General features: G+C 58.7%; 12 protein-coding genes. 6 read left to right on the top strand and 6 right to left on the bottom strand.

Annotated elements, in window-relative coordinates:
* Positions 1–4 precede the first annotated feature (4 nt).
* Positions 5–2125, top strand: a complete 2121-nt coding sequence (locus tag BQ5379_RS00235; RefSeq protein WP_143039343.1) for a glycoside hydrolase family protein — start codon at positions 5–7, stop codon at positions 2123–2125.
* 317 nt (positions 2126–2442) lie between these two features.
* Here BQ5379_RS00235 and BQ5379_RS00230 read toward each other — a convergent pair whose 3' ends face one another.
* The 4 genes from BQ5379_RS00230 to BQ5379_RS00210 form a co-directional block, all read right to left on the bottom strand.
* Positions 2443–4461: a DUF5054 domain-containing protein gene (locus BQ5379_RS00230; protein ID WP_071133579.1), complete on the bottom strand. Its 2019-nt coding sequence runs from the start codon at positions 4459–4461 to the stop codon at positions 2443–2445.
* A gap of 9 nt (positions 4462–4470) precedes the next feature.
* Positions 4471–6624 carry a hypothetical protein gene (locus BQ5379_RS00225; RefSeq protein WP_083377489.1) on the bottom strand — a complete coding sequence of 718 codons (2154 nt, stop codon included), beginning with the start codon at positions 6622–6624 and terminating at the stop codon, positions 4471–4473.
* A 137-nt stretch (positions 6625–6761) separates the two neighbouring features.
* The gene (locus BQ5379_RS00220) at positions 6762–8648 is read right to left on the bottom strand and encodes a right-handed parallel beta-helix repeat-containing protein (protein WP_071133578.1); all 1887 of its coding nucleotides are present in this window, start codon (positions 8646–8648) and stop codon (positions 6762–6764) included.
* A gap of 247 nt (positions 8649–8895) precedes the next feature.
* Entirely contained in the window at positions 8896–10866 is a 1971-nt protein-coding gene (locus tag BQ5379_RS00210; RefSeq protein WP_071133576.1) for a glycoside hydrolase family 97 protein, read from the bottom strand.
* A 137-nt stretch (positions 10867–11003) separates the two neighbouring features.
* On the opposite strand from BQ5379_RS00210, the gene BQ5379_RS00205 reads away from it, so the two are divergent.
* The gene (locus BQ5379_RS00205) at positions 11004–12437 is read left to right on the top strand and encodes a glycoside hydrolase family 30 protein (RefSeq protein ID WP_071133575.1); all 1434 of its coding nucleotides are present in this window, start codon (positions 11004–11006) and stop codon (positions 12435–12437) included.
* 554 nt (positions 12438–12991) lie between these two features.
* On the opposite strand, the gene BQ5379_RS00200 is transcribed toward BQ5379_RS00205, so the two are convergent.
* The gene (locus BQ5379_RS00200; RefSeq protein WP_071133574.1) at positions 12992–13738 is read right to left on the bottom strand and encodes a LolA family protein; all 747 of its coding nucleotides are present in this window, start codon (positions 13736–13738) and stop codon (positions 12992–12994) included.
* A 354-nt stretch (positions 13739–14092) separates the two neighbouring features.
* On the opposite strand from BQ5379_RS00200, the gene BQ5379_RS00195 reads away from it, so the two are divergent.
* The 3 genes from BQ5379_RS00195 to BQ5379_RS00185 all read left to right on the top strand — a co-directional run bounded on the left by BQ5379_RS00195 (position 14093) and on the right by BQ5379_RS00185 (position 17461).
* Positions 14093–15469, top strand: coding sequence for a dipeptidase (locus tag BQ5379_RS00195; protein WP_071133573.1), 1377 nt, complete (start codon positions 14093–14095; stop codon positions 15467–15469).
* Positions 15470–15538: 69 nt separating this feature from the next.
* Positions 15539–16483, top strand: a complete 945-nt coding sequence (era, locus tag BQ5379_RS00190) for a GTPase Era (protein WP_071133572.1) — start codon at positions 15539–15541, stop codon at positions 16481–16483.
* A gap of 87 nt (positions 16484–16570) precedes the next feature.
* Positions 16571–17461 carry a restriction endonuclease gene (locus BQ5379_RS00185; RefSeq protein WP_071133571.1) on the top strand — a complete coding sequence of 297 codons (891 nt, stop codon included), beginning with the start codon at positions 16571–16573 and terminating at the stop codon, positions 17459–17461.
* Between the two features lie 301 nt (positions 17462–17762).
* Here BQ5379_RS00185 and BQ5379_RS00180 read toward each other — a convergent pair whose 3' ends face one another.
* Complete coding sequence (locus tag BQ5379_RS00180; protein WP_071133570.1) at positions 17763–18308, bottom strand: DUF4293 domain-containing protein; 546 nt, start codon at positions 18306–18308, stop codon at positions 17763–17765.
* Positions 18309–18384: 76 nt separating this feature from the next.
* Between BQ5379_RS00180 and BQ5379_RS00175 the strand changes: the two genes are divergently transcribed.
* Complete coding sequence (locus BQ5379_RS00175) at positions 18385–18966, top strand: DUF3109 family protein (protein WP_071133569.1); 582 nt, start codon at positions 18385–18387, stop codon at positions 18964–18966.
* Positions 18967–18979 lie beyond the last annotated feature (13 nt).

Genomic DNA, 18979 nt, shown 5'->3' with positions numbered 1-18979 from the left:
CCCCATGAGACACCTGATTATAGCGCTGCTGTGCCTGTTGGGCGGCACCCTCCGCGCCCAGACGCAGTTCACCATCGAAGCGGGAGGCCCCGCATGGAAATTAGACGGCCGTACGCTGCTCTCGGCCCCGGCCGAAGGGTTGTGGTCGATCGCCACGGCCTGGGAAAACGACTGGCCGGCCCAGTGGGTCCACGCCACCCCGACGAGCCGCACCCAGTCCGGCGAGTGGACCATCCTCACCGCCACGGTGCGCATCCACAACGGCGAGATGTTCCTGCGCGACGCCTACCGCGAGCTGCCCAACGGCCTGACCCAGTGCATCCGCCGCTACCAGTGGAACGGTCCCGACACCCTTCGCCGCGCCACCCTCTCGGTGCGCCTGGCCATGGAGGGCGAACACCTGATGCCACTGCTGCCCGGCATACTCTACTACGGCAACCCGAACGGAGCGCAGGTCAATCCGAACATTATCCCCGTTTACGGGGGGAATGAAGGCGATTTCGCCATCTTCGAAGACCATCGCTACCCGCAACCCTTCGCCATGCTGGAATCAGCCTCGGGACACTATGCCGCAGCGGTTCACACCACCCCTTCGCCCGTGCGCGGCGCCGTGCTCAACGACCAGTGGTGGTCGATGGGGGTCGAAAACCGCGGTTCACAATCGGAATTCGTACTGCTCTCCGGCCCCATCGGCTATAACGGTCGCCACTCGGTGGCCAAGGCCCTCCAGTTCTCGCCGATGACCTACACCGACACCTATCTGAACCTCGAACCGGGCCGCGTGATCGAAAAAGAGTTTTTCGTCGAACTCTACCCGATCGACCGCCCCGGCACCGGTTTCCAACGCCCGCTCTACCACTCGATCGACCTCCACAAGCCGTTCGATGCCGACCGCTTCCCCTCGTTCGACGAAATCCTCCGGACCAAATACAAATTCGCCCAGTCGCGCTGGATGGAAGGCGCGGCTCCGGGCTATAACATGTACGACTCGTCGATGCGCCGTGACATTGTCATGGGGTGGTGCGGTCAGGCCGATTCACCTGGCTTTGCGCTCCAGGTGCTCGAAGGACGACTCGGCAACGATCCCCGGATCGTCGATCAGGTGCAACGTTCGCTCGACTTCCTCACCCAGTCGCCGATGATCGGCGGCGGCCTCTTCGCCGTCGGCTACCAGACTGCCGAACAACGCTGGTACGGCGGCGACCCGGTGTCGTGCGGCCAGGCCATGTACAACTTCGCACGGGCCATCGAACAGGCCCGCGGCGACAAACGGTACGACACCCGCAAGTGGGAAACGTTCCTGCAGAAAGTGTGCGACAGCGTCTCGGCCCGCATTCTGGCCGCTGACTGGAATCCGCGTTCGACGGCCGAAGCCTTCTTCATCGCACCGCTGGCCATCGCCTCCGAGCTGTTCCGCAACACCACCTACGAAAAGGCAGCCATCCGCGCGGGCGAGCTCTTCGCCTCGCGCCACCTTGCGAACGCCTCGTACTGGGGCGGCACCCTCGACGCCACATGCGAAGACAAAGAGGGTGCATGGGCCGCTTTCCAGGCCTTTTTGGAACTCTATGAGCGTTTCGGTGAGGCGCGTTACCTGGAGTGGGCCAAACATGCCATGGACGTCTGCCTGAGCTACGTGGTGGTTTGGGACATCCCGCTGCCGGCCGGACGCATGGCCGACCACCACTTCAAGACCACCGGCTGGACGGTCGTCTCGCCCCAGAACCAGCACATCGACATCTACGGCGTGCTGTTCGCGCCGGAGGTCTACCGCATGGGACAGATTCTGAAAAACCGCAGCCTGCAACGGCTGGCCGAAGTGATGTTCCGCAGCTGCATCCAACTGACCGACCCGTTCGGTTCACAGGGAGAGCAGCTCCAGCAGACCAACTTCGCCCAGCACGGCGACATGTCGAACGTCCATAAACTGCGCGGCGGCTACTCCGAGAGCTGGACCGTATTCTGGATCACGGCCCACTTCCTGAACGCAGCCGCCAAATTCGAACTGATGGGCTACCCGGCCCAGCCCCATCCGGGCAAAGAGGCCGTACGAACCGGGCGACCGCACCGTGCGCCCCGTGCAGCTCAGACTGCCCGTGCGACACACGCCGCCCGCTACGAATAGCCCACACACTACCGGAAGAGCGTGAGGGGGACTGAACAAGGATGACAAATTATTAACGTAGAAAGGCATGAAAACGTCCCGGTTGCCCCTCGGCGCAACCACTGCTCACCCCCACTCGCCTCTCCCGCCCCCACTCCTGTCGCACCGCCGCCCAGCCGGCCCGTACGGTGGTTGACGGACGCCGCATTCTGCCGCTGGCGATCCGACAGGAACAACAAAGAGTCAGGATCCAACATTGGATTCCTGACTCTTTGTTTTACAATCCATCCCACGCCCCACGGGGCATCGCAACAACGATACCGGGCGCGGGCTCCTTATTATTTATCCGCGGGGATCCACTCCAACCGGAAGCGATAGGTCAGTGAGCCTTCGTTCCACATCGTAAAGTTGGTTCCCCACAGGTTGTTGCAGAGATTGAAATAGAGACCGCCCTGCGGGTCGGGATAGGACTCAGCGTAACCGATGCCGCACGGTTCGCCCACTTCGACCAGCGGCGCCGTATCGCTCCAGATGCGCAGCGTTCCCCGCGAAGTCACCACATCGACATAGCGGTCGATACCGTGCATCCGGCGGTTCCCGCGCTCCACGACATCCAGCAGATCGACCCGTTCGCCGGTCTTTTCGGCCACGTAATCGACCACGTCGGCCGCCGAGAAACCGATCCAGTAGGATTCGGGCAGACGCACGGCGGGTTTGCCCTGTACGGTCAGTTCCAGCTCAGCCTCACGGCCGTTTGCAGCCTCGCGGCACACCAGACAGAGGCGCCGGGGATAGACCCGACGGTCGATTTCGGGGACTTCGGGGAAGGCCAGCTCGTAACTCGACACACGCATCCCATCCTGTTTTCCGCTTTGGGAACGTACCACCCGGGCAGCAACCGTGGCAGCCTGAGCCTTGGAATCTTTCAATCCCGTTTTGCCCAGATCGTCGTAGGCCCAGCTATCGTGCGAACGCAAGTAATTCTTCAGGTAACGATCGTAATCGCCCTGGTCATAAGCCCGATAATAGACACCTTTAATAGCCAGTCCGTCTTTCTTTCCGAACAACAGACGGGTGAAGGATGCCGTATCCCGCAACGGATCGGCTATCTTGGCTTTGGCCGAGAACTCGGGCAGCGTAAGGCGTTCCACCTCGCGCATCGCCTCCAACGCTTCGTCACGCAAATCAGCGGGAAGGTAATCCACAGCATCGTAGAGGTAAGCATCGATTTCGGCCCACGAACGTTCCACCTTTTGGAACGGTTCGGTCGAACGCGACGCCTGGAAAATATCCACATCGTACTTGTCCCAGTTGGCCAGGTGAGTTTTGATGTCCATCCCCTGCGTATGTTCGGCAATCAGCCCCAATTCGGCCGCAAAATTCAGCGCGGCATCGCTGTTACGGTCGATTCGTCCTTCGGCGAGCCAACGGCTGTAAAGGCGCATCAGCGCACGGAACTTGGCCATGCGGATCGGTGCGCTGCCGTAGCCGTAGATCCAGGTATCACCGATTTCGGAGGTCACCACCGGCAGCGATTCCCGAACGCTCTCCAGTTTTTCGGCAATCTCGTTGAACGATGCCGGGACCAACCGGGCTTTGGGGTAGCGTTTCCGCAAACCGTCGTAAATCGCCTTGACATGCTCGTAGGAGTGGGGACCGTGGTTGTCGCCCGTGAAGTTTACCGACACGACGGTGTGACCGTCGGGCAGCACATCTTCACTGCCATAGCTCTGCTGGTACATAAGCATGATCTCCTTGCCCTGCGAGTCGCGCCAGCGGCAGATGGGCGGTACGGCTGGTATCTGCGAAGCGGGATTGACCCCCACCTGCAACAGCCGGATACCGGCATCGGCCAGCGGGCCGACCACCCCGCGCGTATGGCCGGGGACATCGGTCATCTTGGCGGCCACGGTGTGCTTGCCGTACATCGAATCGAGCCGATGAGCCAAGAGCAGCGTGGTCTCCAGCAGGTCGCGGTTCATGCTCTCGGTTTCGACCGTATAGGGGACGCCGTTCCAGACGATATCCCCGCGACGGATGGCCGCTTCGAGTCGTTCACGATCGGCTTCGGAGGCCGTTTGCAGATACTTCCACACGAGCCATGAGCCAGTGGTCCAGACATACCGTTCGGGAGCCTGCTCGCTGGCCAGCCGCTCGGAGAGTTCAACGGCCCGCGGGATGAATTCCCGAACGTAGCGTTCGGTAACTTTCGAACTCAGATCGGTAAAACCGACATCGAGGTGTGTCTTGAACACCACGTATACCGTTTCGATCTGTTCGTTCTGTGCCACTGCCGACGATACCGACAGCGAGCACAGACCGATCAATGACAAAAAACTTAACCAATACTTTTTCATCGTGAGATACTATTTGATCTCTTCATAAAATATGGGCAGCGGCGGTTCGTCGCGCGGCACGTCGCCGTGCAGCGGTTCGTCGGCATCGACCCCGCCCAGCGAACTGCGCAGTGCCCGCAGTCCCTGCATCGGCGAGAACCATACGCTCATCACCGTACCTTCGCTACCGCGGTCGGGCATCTGACGGGCGTAGCTGGTCATATAGCCTTCGAAACCGGCCAGTGCGCGGTCGCAAATATCGACGGCACGTTTCTGTTCTTCGGGCGAAACACTGCCGTCCTCATTCTTTTGGATGGTCCGCAATTCGGTCGCGATGCGGAACGCCTTGAGGTACTGCACGGTGGTCGAGAGGCGGTTGCCCAGCAGAACCAGATACTTCCGGGCGGCGGGCTGGATGCTGCCGTCGAAAAGCGAGGCGACAATCTGTCCGGCAGCCAAGTAGAGCGAGTCGGCATGGTCGATCTGCTGCGGGCCCATCCAGAGGAAAGAGCCGCCACCGCGCCAGGCACCTACCCAGCAGAATCCGATGTTACCCAGATTGGCGGTCGAATAGCGGTCGGCCTCGTCGATCAGGTGCATCGCACGGATATAGGCTTCGCTGTCGGGAATCCCCAGACGGGTGGCATATGAGGCATAGAAGGCATCGGGCTGCGGAGCTGCTGCGAGCGTAGCCTCCGAAGCATAGCGGAAGGTGGTCCGGTTTTCGGCCGTCCGCCAGTGGTTGAAGCATACCGAGTTCAACTGATCGAAGCCGGCCAGGGTATCCATATCGCAGAGCAGCCGACCGATACCGTCGATGGCGTTCTGTTGCAGGTACATCAGACCGTCGAATTCGATCCAAGAGTAGAGTTCCGTCATGTCCAGATCCTCGGCCGTGCGAACCACCGACGGGAAGGCATCGGCCGTTCCCTTGCTGCCGTGCGACGGCATGATGGTGATCGGATGGGTCGGAACGGCCAGGCGTGCCAACCGATAGGCCGGCCCCATGAAGCGTCCGACGCTGCAATAGATCCCCAGTTTCAGTTCATCGACCTGCTGCATGAAGGCCGAATCCTTTTCCAGTTGACCAATGGCCTGGCTGATGGTACCGATCTGACGATAGAGATACTCCAGGTCGCTCTGCTGTTCAGAGATGCAACTGTTGACCAGACTGTCGGCAGCCACTTCGGGAGCAAACCACTGACTTAGGGTCTGCCGCACCTGGTCGCCGGTGCATCCGGCACCCCATCCGCCGGTCTCTTCGGTGATCATCTCCAGTTCGTCGATCTGCGGGTAGGTTTCCACAATCTTATGCGCCATGCGCACGGTCTGATCCACGGTGAACTGGCGCGGTTCAAACGAGAACTGCACCTTCAGCCCGAGCCGTTTGGCCTCGGTAAGCAGTTGGCCCATCCACTCGATGGCGGCACGGCTGCGCTGCGGACGGTCGGCGTAGACCGGTTCGGCGGCCGGGATACAGAAGATCGAATCGTTCAGCGTAGCGATCTCCTTCAGCAGCGGCGAACGCGAGAAGTTGTGGGTGTTGCCGTAGAAAAACTCCCCGGCCCAACCGGTCGTATCGGTCGAGACGTTGTCTTCATACCACTGGTAGGGATAACTGTGTACGACGAGTTTATTGAACCGCAGACGCACCAGATTCTGGAGATACTCGGAGGCCTGATCGATCGGATAGGAGGAGATGTCCATCGGGAAGTTCACGTGCTGACGGATACCACGCCAACGCACGTGGGGCGTCACTTCGCGGCTCGATCCGTTGAGTTTGTCCCACGCTACGGACTGGGGCAGCGTCGCACCGGTCACATCGTACACCACGCCGAGGTCTTCGAAGTAGGTGTAAATGGCGTGCAGAATGCCGATCGGATCGCTGGCCGTGAAGACGACCCGTCCCTGCTCGTCGCAGGCATAGGCAAACTTGCCGGCCGCTTCGAAGGAGGGGTCGCAACGGAACTCGAACGAGGCTTCGGTCGCAGCCGGACCGATCTGCCGGAGCGAGTCGAGCCACCGGCCCAGTTCCGTCTGGGCATACTCGATGGTCTCCGATTCGGGAAATTGGTTCTGGAGTTTGTAATTCCTGCCGGAGCCGCATGCGGTCACCAGCAGCGCCGCTCCCACGAGGAAGATCCCCGTGCGGAGATTCGGGATACGGAAAAATCGTTTCTTCATATCGTCAACAAAAAAATATCCAAAAGTGAAAAGTGTCTGTCTGTGAGTTCACCGCACCTCTTTCGCCATGCGGCTGCGGCGCATCAGCGGAGCACCCTGCCGAACCGTGCGAAGGAGGAATATGCGGACTGAAACGTCTACCAAACCCGGACGCGGACTTGTCCGGCAGCGGGAATCGATTCGAACGGTCCGGGCGAAGGTTTCGCCGCACGGGTCACATTCAGGAAGTCGCGGCTGATGGTGATCGGCTTGCCGTCCGGATCTTCATAGGCCTGCCGCGGAAGTTTCGCCTGGCCGAGCATTTCGGTGTCGACCTGACGGGTCTGCAGCGTATCAAGTCCGACTGTCGAGAACGAGCAGTAGACTTCGCCCTTGGGGGTCTGTTCGATCATGGCCGTAGCATCGAACTCGGGAGCACTCACGCGGTTTTTGTCGTGAGCCGAAAGCGTTGCGCCCCGATAATAGACGTTCCCTTCGACCAGCATCGGATAGGCCGTCTTGTCGTAGGGCGACAAGCCATACACGCCCTGAATCTTGTCGGCATTTTCGGGAATCTGCGGCGCGAAGATGTTATTGACGAAACGGTCGTCGCCGCCGGGAATAATCGACAGGCCGGCCACTTCGGTCGAGTGTGGCAGGAAATAGGGGGTGTAACGGGTCGCCTCGGTGAAGTGGAAGATCTTGCCCATAAACAGGTTGTGGACGTATGCCCCACCCTGCGACTGTTCGCGCAGGTTCACGGGCGAGCCGAGAATGTTGTTGTCCACCAGGAAGGGACCGTGATCGACCTCGAAGAAGAGGTCTTCGGAGTCGTTACCGTAGAGCAGGTTGCGGCTCACGCGCGTGCCCTGGGTCATCCAGTCGAGCCAGATGCCGCGGCAGGTATTGTGAATGCGGTTGTGTTCGATACGGGTGTCGATGGCCGCGTGGAACTTGATGCCGCCGATCTCCGCACCGCTGTACTGACGCTGGGTCCAGATGTCGTAAATGTGGTTGTTTTCGACCACGCTGAAGGCTGCGCCCATGCTGCCGCAGATACCGGCCTGGCCGCAGTTGGAGATCACGTTGCCGCGCACGATGTGCGACCCGATGTTTTCCTTGTTCCATCCGGCGCGGATCGTCCGGAAGGTGACTTCGATGTAGTGCAACGATCCGTCGATCGAGGGGTCTTCGAGCCAGACGTTGTGGCCGGTGGCACGCTCCTTGCCGAGCGTGATGCCCACGCATTTCGAGTCGCTGATCACGTTGTTCTCAATGATCCAGCCCTTGTTCCAGTGAGTCGCCACCATTCCGATCTGCTCGGCCGTGGGAGCCGCCCACTGCGTTGCGGCCTGACTGATGTGGAATCCGCTGAGAGTAATGTAGTTGATGCCGGGCTGCGAAGGATAGAAACAGGTCCGGCGCACGCTGATCTCGGCCAGCGCACGGTTCGGGTCGGCACCACGGAAGTCGGCCCAGATGGTCGTCTGCCCGTCGGAGCGGCTGCAATACCACGTTCCGACCCAATCGGGCTGCTCTTCGGCCGCCTGGAGCACCTTTTCGAGCGACTCTTTTTCGTAGAGCGCCCGCCCGTCGAGGAACACTTCGCCTGTGTGGTGAATCCGGCCGTGGTCGTAGAACCAGTCGCCGCGGATCGAATCTTCATACGGGTTGTAATCGCCAAAGAAGGTGTCGGGCAGGGTGACTTTCCAAAGGTTGCGGTGCTCGGAATCGCGTTCCCAGCCGGTGATCTGTTCCGATCCCTTGAGTTCGACCCGTTCGCCAGGCGCGGCCCGGTAGACAATCCGCCGATCATTGCTTTCGCCACCGCGCGGCGGGTTCACCCATTCACGATAGGTGCCGGCATGAACGGTGATCACATCGCCAGGACAGGCATAGTCGGCCGCCTTTCCGATAGTACGGAACGGAGCGCTCTCGGTTCCAGGATTGGAATCGTCGCCCTTGACCGATACGTGGTACTCCCGGGCCTCGACGCTCGTGGCGAGGGTCAGCCAGGCAGTCGCCAGTAACAAGATTTTCTTCATGGATATTGGTGAGTTTGGATTGGTTTCAAAAGAGGAGATGGTGTGTGCAGTGTGCCCCCTTCGGAACATTCGACTGTTCAGAAACGGTTGTTCCGCCGCGGCGTATTTGTCCGACAACCCGATTCGAATCGCGTCCCTACATCGCCTGCTGCGAGCCACACAGGAGACACAGCCCCACTCCATCAACCCCCATACACGTCGGTCGGGCAAGGCCGCCCGCCTCTACCCGACCGATCGGCTGAGGTAACTATTTCTGACGGAACACGACGCAGGCACCGCCGCCGGGAGCCATCGACAGGGTCAGCGAATCGGCTGCGGTCACCTGCTCGGTGCGGGTTTTCAGCACTTCGCGGTTGGTCAGGTAGTGTGCACCGTCGCCATCTTCGGTGATCTGTGCTTCGTACTGGCCTTCGCCCAGGAAGTCGAGCGACAGGGTGACGTCACGTGCCTCTTCGTTCGTGGCGGCCCCCACCAGGTAGGCACCGTCGGCTGCCTGACGCATCATGACGATATACTGTCCGATTTCACCGGCCAGCGTGCGGCTTTCGCGCCACGGCATCCGCTGTGCCGAAAGGAAGTTCAACAGACTCGGATATTTACGGTAGTACTCCGGAATGTCGGGCAGGATGGTGGCTCCCGAGAAGACAATCTGCGTACGAGCCGCTTCGGCCACGAGGGTCGAGGGTACAGGCTGGCTCTCATCGACACGGGTGGTATTGCCCTGCCGCAGGTCGAACATCCCGTTGTTCATATCAAGCGGGCCGGCCACCATATTGACAAAGACGCTTGTCACGAAGGTCGAGGGAACAAACACATGGTGACCATCCAACTGAGCATGGCAGTATTCGCGGGTCACGGCATTGGGCCAGGTACGCATCTGCCCATAGGGGTGTACCGGACCGTCGTGGAAATCGACGAGCAGATGATTTTCGGCACACAGACGGGTGATTTTCTGCGTCCAGGGGTTTTTGTCGCGTTGCGAGCCGCTCATGAAGCCATACTTCACGCCGGCAGCACCCCACTCGCCATACTGACGGAGGGTCTCTTCGATCGGATAGCCGCGGCCGCCTACATCATTGAGGTAAAGCCAGATACCAACGCCTTTCTCTTTGGCGTAGGCGATCAGCCGCTGCACATCCTTGGCCTTGTCGCCCGTGGTCGGATGGGAGTCGGAACCGAATTCGGGACCGTACCAGTTGGCATCGAGCACCAGGTACGAGAAGCCCTGTTCGGCCGCAAAATCGACCATCCGGATCCACGAGGGGTAAGACATGGTATAGGTAAACCCATCCCAGACGGCGCCATTAATGCGCCAGTCCCAAACGGCCATACCGGGTTTCACCCACGAGAAGTCGCTCCCGGGGGCCGGATCGGGGTTCAACAGTTCAATCAGGTGGGAGTCGGTCAACTCACCCGGCGTACGGCCGTAGAGCACCACTCGCCAGGCCGAAGCGTAGCCGGGAGCCAGCGTATCGGGCTGGTCGACCACTTCGAATTCCGTTTGTCCGGCCTTTGACTGCAACACCAGCGGGTCGCCCTCCTGCAGGAAAGCTTCGTGCAGGGCCATATAGGCTTTGTCACCGGCACGAACGGTCATTACGGGCAGGCGGGTGCCGTTCGTTTCGGTCAGCAGTTCGGGCCCGATATTGCGATCCTCTCCATTATAAAACCAGGCCGTATAATCTCCACCGAAACGATAATCGGTCTGTTCGGTCACCGCGGGCAGCGCTGCGGCTCCGTCTTCAGCGGGCACTTCGTAACGGAAAGCCACCCCGTCGTCATAGGCACGCGCCACGATACGCAGTCGTTCGGCCGTCTGCTGGGGATTGACCAGTTCGAAAGCCACTTCGCGATAGCGGTCGGGCACCTCGGCACGTTTGCCCCACACGGGACGCCATACGGTGTCCGCGTCGCGCTCTTCAACGGCACTTACGGTCCACCCGGCGGCAGGAATCCGCCGACCCTCCGGGGTCACGAAACCGAGCGTCGAGGCTTCGATCAGCGGGGTTTGGTCGGCCGTAAAGGAGTAGGTCCAGACGCTGTCACGGCCAGCCGACAGTTCGATCGACAATTTTCCGTCGGGCGATTCGAGCACATAGTGGTCGGGTAATTGTTTCGTACAACCCGGTAGAAGTGCAGCCCCGAGCAGCATCGAAACTGCAAAAGAGCCAAATCGTTCGGTTCCGAACGGTTGCTTTCTGTTACTGTAAATTTTCATATTAAAAGTTTGGATTCTGATTTTCGAAAAATAGTCATTATTCTGAAATAAAGCAAGTTGACAATACCAAGTGTTCGATTTTTTCCGTAAATTCAACCGCTGTAAAACCACTGAATTCGAACCCAAACCGTTATTTTATGAATTCTCTCAACAAACGATTTTTGCTTTCTGTCCTCACGACAGGCATGCTGGCCTCCTGCTCGCCATCCGTCACCCACATCCGCACCACGGAATCACAACCGTGGCAGGAGGTCACCGACGAATCCTCGTCGCTGCCCGAATCGGCCCTCCGTCTGGTGGTCAACACCTCGCCTGAGAACCGCCGCCAGACCATCGAAGGCTTCGGCGCCTGCTTCAACGAGCTGGGCTGGGTGGCCCTTAGCCGACTCGACTCGGCCGACCGCACGGCCGTTATGCAGGAGCTCTTCGCCCCGGGCGTCGGCGCACAGTTCACCATCTGCCGCATGCCGGTGGGCGCCAACGACTTCTCGCGCGACTGGTACTCCTACAACGAAACCCCGGGCGACTTCGCCATGGAGAACTTCTCGATCGCCAACGACTACGAGACCCTGATTCCGTTCATCCGTGCCGCCCGCCAGTGGCAGCCCGACCTGAAGCTGTGGGCTTCGCCGTGGTGCCCGCCGTCGTGGATGAAACACAACGGCCACTACGCCTCGGTCTACACCGGCGAGGAGTACGACCCCAAATACCGCAACGGGCTCCCGGCCGACAAAGTCGGCTATGAAGGCACCGACATGTTCATCCTCGAACCGGACTACCTGAAGGCTTATGCCCTCTATTTCTCGAAGTTCATCGACGCCTATGCCGCCGAAGGGATCCCGATTTTCGGCGTCATGCCTCAGAACGAATTCAACTCGCCGCAAATCTACCCCAGCTGCTGCTGGACGGCCCGCGGACTAACCGAATTTATCGGCAACTACCTGGGCCCCGCCATGCAGGGAAAGGGTATCGACGTGATGTTTGGTACTGTCGAACGGGCCAATGAAGGGCTGGTCGACACCGTTCTGCAAGACCCCAAAGCCGGACCGTATATTAAAGGTGTCGGTTTCCAGTGGGCCGGGAAAGGTGCCATCGGAACCATTCACGAAAAATACCCGCAAATGCTGTTGTTGCAAACCGAACAGGAGTGCGGCGACGGCAAAAACTGCTGGGTCGGCATGCTCCACAGCTGGGACCTGCTCAAACACTACCTCGACAACGGGGCATCGATCTACGACTACTGGAACATCGCACTGGATCAGGGCGGCATCAGCCGCTGGGGATGGGCCCAGAATTCGCTGGTTGTGGTCGATCCTGCGACCGCCGAGTACCGTTACACGCTGGAATATTACCTGATGAAACACATCAGCAGCTTCGTGCGCCCCGGAGCCGAACGCATCGCACTGACGGGTGACATGGATGAAGCGCTGGCCTTCCGGAATCCGGACGGCAGCATCGTGGTACTCTGTGTCGAAAAAGAGGGACAGGATAAACGCCTCGCCATCGAAATCGACGGCCGCACGACCGAAGTGCTGCTCGCAGCCAACAGCGTCAACACCTTCTGCTTTTAACCCTCGCGGCAAAGCATTTGCGCCGGACAGGCCCGTATAGGAGACCTCATCCCCCGACAGATTCCTGACGAACTCTGCATCCTGTTCATTTACCAACTGGAAACAACAAGAGCCTCGCCAGCGTCCCGCCGCCACCTTTTGACTTCCATTCGACCCGCGCCCCATTCCCGGAAATCGTTTTCCCGAATGGGTGTCGGGTCGTTTTCGTTGGAAACGGTTTCGGTAGAGACTCTTACCAAAGCCGAGACATGTAGCGCGCGGGAGGAATCACAGCCGCATCCTATGCCCTATTGCACAATCCATATATCATCAGCAGGTCTCGAATAGCCCCCACGACCTCACCCACAGCGACTCTACACACTGTGGTTTGCGTTTTCTCACCGCCCCTCCCATTGTTTAAGCCATCCGTCCACTCATTTTTCCCATACGCGTTTTCGCACTGTGGTAATGTTCGGACCTCACCCTCCTCCCGATTTCCCCTCCTCTGACAACAGTAACGGCCGTCCTCTGAGTGAGCAGAGGACGGCCGTTACTACCATATCGATACGCCACGCCTATTCGGGTTTGGCAAACATCTCGTCCGTGGTCGGATAGTTATACTCCAATGTCTTGATCCGCATGGTCATCGTCTCGATATTGTTGATTTGCACCCGATACTCCGAGGGCAGTTTCACCTTCCCGAACGTTTTGAAGTTTCCGAGATCCATTCGTACCGACATCCGTTGAGGCTCCGAGCCGTTTTGGACTGCGACGCTGACCTCCGAAGTCAGGTAGCAGACCAACCCGCTCGCCTTGTCGAAATAGACCACCAGATTTTCCAGTCCCGGCTGCGGTTTGCGCGGTGTCATCCGGATTCCGACATAGGTTTTGCTGCCGTTCTGCACCTCGCCTGCCATGGCATATGTGTAATCCCGGGCGTTCCACAGATAATTCTGGCTGACATTGGTTTGCTCCTTGAGCTGTTTGAGCGTTGCCTCCGGCATCGGCACAGAGCCCTCGCCCGGCACACTCATCCACCCCTGGTCACCATCGATGATCATCTTTACGGGCTGCCCCTGCACCGCCATGTCTATGTTCATTTTCCCCGGAGCCTTGATGATTTTCATCGGCATCGACATACCCTGCATGTTTGCCACCACCTCCATCATCACATGATTCGCCTCATCCTGGGTCAGCTGGTCGATCCCCGTGACCTGTTCGTAACGTTTGACAACGGCGGCGGCCTCATCATCCTGTGCCGACACCGGAGCGACAATCAGCCCTGCCACGAGGAGGACTACACTGAATAAGAATCTTTTCATGGTTCCGTTGGTTTTCGTAATGTTTGAATGTTAAAGATAAGGGAATTTTCGATTCGTACCCTCAGCTACTGAAATAATTTGAGCCGTCCTTCGCCCCACATATTTCACATACAGCCAACTGAACGCCTCGTTTGCATCTCATCCACTGCCCCCACGCCGGATTGGATTATCGAACTATTGTTCAAGGTCAGCCAGCTGTGCAATTGCTACAGACCGTTCGCAACCTCAACAATAGCATGTCCAACAAAAGCCACCTCCACCCTCATCTCTCCGGCCTCATCAAACCGATTTGCCAACTCCCGGGAATTTCGTATATTTGAATTTTACAACCGACAAATCACAATTTCCACCCATATGGACAAACTGACCCCGTACCTGGAACAGAACCGCGACCGGTTCCTCGACGAACTCTTCGAATACCTCCGCATCCCCTCGATCAGCTCGCAATCGGAGCATAAACCCGACATGCTGCGCTGTGCCGAATGGCTCCAGGGTGCACTGCTCAAGGCAGGCGCCGATCTGGCCGAGATCTTCCCGACCGCAGGAAACCCCATCGTTTACGGTGAAAAGATCATCTCGCCCGAAGCCCCGACCGTACTGGTCTACGGCCACTACGACGTGATGCCGGTCGACCCCATCGAACTGTGGAACACCCAGCCCTTCGAACCCGTCATCAAAGAGGGGCGCATCTGGGGCCGCGGCGCCGACGACGACAAAGGACAGGGTTTCATGCACGTCAAGGCCGTCGAAGCGCTGATCGCCACCGGCAACCTCCGCTGCAACGTCAAATTCATGTTCGAAGGCGAAGAGGAGATCGGCTCCGGATCGCTCACCACCTGGTGCGCCGAGCATAAGGAGATGCTCCAGGCCGACATTATCCTCGTTTCGGACACCTCGCTGCTGGGCATGCAGACCCCCTCGATCACCTGCGGACTGCGCGGTCTGGCCTTCGTCGAGATCGAAGCCACCGGCCCGAACCGCGACCTCCACTCGGGTCTCTACGGCGGCGCCGTGGTCAACCCCGTGAACGCCCTCTGCCAGATGATCGGCTCGCTGACCGATGCCGACGGCCGCATCACCATCCCCGGTTTCTACGACGACGTGCGGGAGTTCAGCGCCGACGAACGCGCCGCCATCAACTCCGCCCCGTTCGACGAGAACACCTTTGCCGCCGCCATCGGCCTGAACGAGACCCGCGGCGAGAAGGGATACACCACCATGGAACGCAAAGGGATCCGCCCGACCCTCGACGTCTGCGGCATCTGGGGCGGCTACACCGGCGAAGGGGCCAAGACCATTATCCCCTCCACGGCCCACGCCAAAGTGTCGATGCGCCTGGTGGCCGGGCAGGACTACCACAAAATCACCGAACAGTTCGTGGCTCACATCGAGAAGATCGCCCCCGGCTACGGCGTGACCGTCAAATGTACCCCGTTGCACGGCGGATACCCCTACGTCGCCCCGACCGACTCAGCCGCCTATCAGGCCGCAGCCCGCGCCATGGAAGAGACCTTCGGACGCCGTCCCGTACCCTTCTACAGCGGCGGCAGCATCCCCATCATCAGCACCTTCGAACGCGTACTGGGCATCAAATCGATTCTGATGGGCTTCGGGCTCGACACCGACGCCATCCACTCGCCCAACGAGAACTACCCGCTCGAAAACTTCTACCGCGGCATCGCCACCATCCCGCTCTTCTACAACTACTTTGCCCAAAGCAACGACCGATAAACGACCGGCGGGCGGGGGAGTGCAAGATACGACACCCTTCCCGTCCGCTTTTCGCAAACGTCCCCACACATGGAAGGAAACGCAAAACATCCCGCACAAGCGTCCGAGAACAACACCCCCACCCCGCACAAGTCGGGTTTCGTGAACATCATCGGCAACCCGAACGTCGGGAAATCGACCCTCATGAACCGACTGGTCGGCGAACGCCTGTCGATCATCACCTCCAAGGCACAGACCACACGCCACCGGATTATGGGGATCGTCAGCGGCCCCGATTTTCAGATCGTCTACTCCGACACCCCCGGCGTGCTCAAACCGAAGTACAAACTTCAGGAGTCGATGCTCAACTTCTCGACCGGAGCACTGAGCGACGCCGACGTGCTGGTCTACGTGACCGACACCGTCGAGCAGCCCGACAAGAACAACGACTTTCTGGCCAAAGTGCAGGCCATGGCCGCCGACAACATCCCGGTGATCGTGGTGGTCAACAAGGTGGACCTGACCACCCCCGAGAAACTCGAAACGCTCGTGGAGTGGTGGCACCGCGAAATCCCTACTGCCGAGATCATTCCCGTATCGGCCCGCGAGGGGTTCAACGTGGAACCCGTCATCCGCCGCATCGTCGCCCTGCTGCCCGAAGGCCCCGTCTACTACCCGAAAGACACGCTGACCGACAAAAGCCTGCGTTTCTTTGCCAGCGAGATCATCCGTGAGAAGATTCTGCTGAACTACGACAAGGAGATTCCCTACTCGACCGAAGTGGCCATCGAATCCTACTCCGAGAGCCCGACAATGGACCGCATCAGCGCCGTGATCTACGTGGCGCGACAGTCCCAGAAGGGGATCATCATCGGCCACCGCGGCGCCATGCTCAAGAAGATCGGCACCGAAGCCCGCAAGGAGCTGGAGGTATTTCTGGACAAGAAAGTTTTTCTGGAGATTTTCGTGAAGGTAGCCGAAGACTGGCGCGACAACGACCGTGCGCTGCGGCAGTTCGGCTACAACAACGATTAAACGGCCGCCTCCACGACGCCCCGACAAAGCCACAAGCCCCCGAAGCATCCCAGCTACACCACCCACATCAATATCCAGGAAACAACTATGAAGCCACTATCCCCGTCAGCAGCATGTGCCGCAAAATGCCTGTACGCCGTGATGCAATACATGAAAGCCCACGACGGAACAGTTGCCACGAAAGAAATCAACGACATTATACAGAAGCATGTCAAGTTCACGGAGTGGGAGTTGGAGCGTGCAGGCAAGATGCAGTATGTCAGATGGTGGAGTACGACACAATTCTATTCCATTGATTACAACAAAGCAGGCTACATTCTGAAAAAGCAGGGCGCGTGGTACCTCACGTCAGAGGGCGAAGAGGCACTCAAACTCGGCGCCGAACAGATTTTACGCAATGCCAATGCTGCTTATCGCCAGTGGAGACAGGAAAAAGACTTGGACGGGGATGACGATACGGTGAAAGATGAAATTCCCGAAAAAGAACTGATTATAAACATCGAACAACTGGAGGAACAAGCCAACGAGGGAATCCGCCAATATATCAGGGCAAAAAATCCCTACGAATTTCAGGACATGGTGGCAGCACTTCTCCGTGCCATGGGTTACTACACGCCGTTTGTCGCTCCCAAGGGCCGTGACGGCGGTGTGGACGTGATTGCCTACATCGACGCTCTCGGTGCAAAGACCCCCAGAATCAAGGTTCAAGTGAAGCACAAACCCGACGAGAGCATTTCTGCAAAAGACATTCGCAGTTTGTTGGGTATTCTTCGCGACGGCGACATCGCCTTATTCGTCACCTCAGGCACCTACTCCCAGCAAGCCCGAGCCGAAGCGTTGACCAGCAAAACATACATAAAACTGATTGACGGCGAAGAATTTATCCAGATGTGGCAAGACAATTACCCTAAAATGAGCGACGAAGACAAGAACAGACTGCCGCTGAAACACATTGCTTTCGTAGGACGGGATGAATAAAAACAGCCGTCAGACAGGAACCGATAGCGCAGTTTTCCCCGTCACGTAATCTGAACTTCTTTTGCCCGACAGGTTTCTGAGAATTCCCTTAAAAGCCGGTCTTAAGCAAAAAACGAGCGTCCCCGCCAAACGAACATTTTGGCGAGGACGCTCGTTTTCAAGTCAACGGATTCGTTTCTCGGAACAAGCAATCCGAACGGCTGCAAGCCTGCTACAACGCGCGGGATCGGAGGAAGTACACAACAATCTGCTGTATTCGCCCCCTCTACCGTCCGCTACCAGCCACACGCTCCGAAAAGGCTTAACGGATGCGGTCGAGCGAACGAATCAGCGCAATATCCTTCGAGATGCCGCGGAAGGCGAAATAGACGAAGATCAACGCCACGATCGGCAGCAGATCGACAATCGAGTATTTGATCGCATAGTCGCGCAGCATCGTGTCCAGCACATCCTTCAGTTTATAGATGTACATGATGATGAACGCCTCGATCCCGAGCATCATGATCGCCAGCACCAGACAAAGCCGCACCTGTACCCAGCGTTTGCGGTAGAGGAAGATCGTCACGAAAGCCACGGCCAGCGCCGCGAATACCAGCACCGCCATATAGGTAGTCGGCACGACCTTTTCGCCGTTGAGCCGGATACCGCCCAGCAGGCTGAATGTCATCTCCTCATGCACCCCGGTCGGTACGGTCACACGGGTAATCGAGCTGTCGGCACCGACCGTTTCGGTCACGCCGGCCGGCAGCGCCGAGCCCATCGTCACCGTCGCGTAGTTCGGGAAAAGCATCACGACCATCAGAGCCACGACCACCAGCAGGTGGACCGTTTGAATACGTTGCAACATAATCGACACAATAATTTTGGTTCAACGGACACAAAGATAGAAAAATATTACCTTTACCCGTCCAACGCATCCCGCCATGATACAGATAGACGACAAAATCATCAGCCTTGACCTTTTTACCGCCCGTTTTTCGTGTGACCTGCAAGCCTGCCGCGGCGAATGCTGCGTCGAGGGCAACGCCGGCGCCCCGCTCGATGAGGAGGAGATCGCCCTGCTCGAAGACGAATGGGACCGTTACGCCCCCTACATGACCCCCGAAGGACGCCGCTCGGTCGAAGAACAGGGCGTTGCCGTGCTCGATCCGGACGGTGACCTGACCACCCCGCTGGTCGACGGAGCCGAATGCGCCTACACGATCCGCGAAAACGGCATCACCTGGTGTGCCATCGAGAAGGCGTGGAGCGAAGGACGCACGCCGTTCCGCAAGCCTATCTCATGCCACCTCTACCCCATCCGACTGGTAAAGCTGTCGAACGGCATGACCGGTCTCCAGTACCACCGTTGGGAGATCTGCCGCGCGGCCGAAGTGCTCGGCGCCGCCAAAGGCGAACCGCTCTACAAAACCCTCAAAACGCCGCTGATCCGTCGTTTCGGCGAGGCCTTCTACGAAGAACTGGAGGTCTGCGAAGCCGAGCTGCGCAAGATGGGCGAAATCTGATTATTCCACATAT

The organism is Millionella massiliensis, assembly GCF_900104655.1.
GTDB lineage: Bacteria > Bacteroidota > Bacteroidia > Bacteroidales > Rikenellaceae > Rikenella > Rikenella massiliensis.
This window is presented reverse-complemented; position numbering and strand designations above follow the sequence as displayed.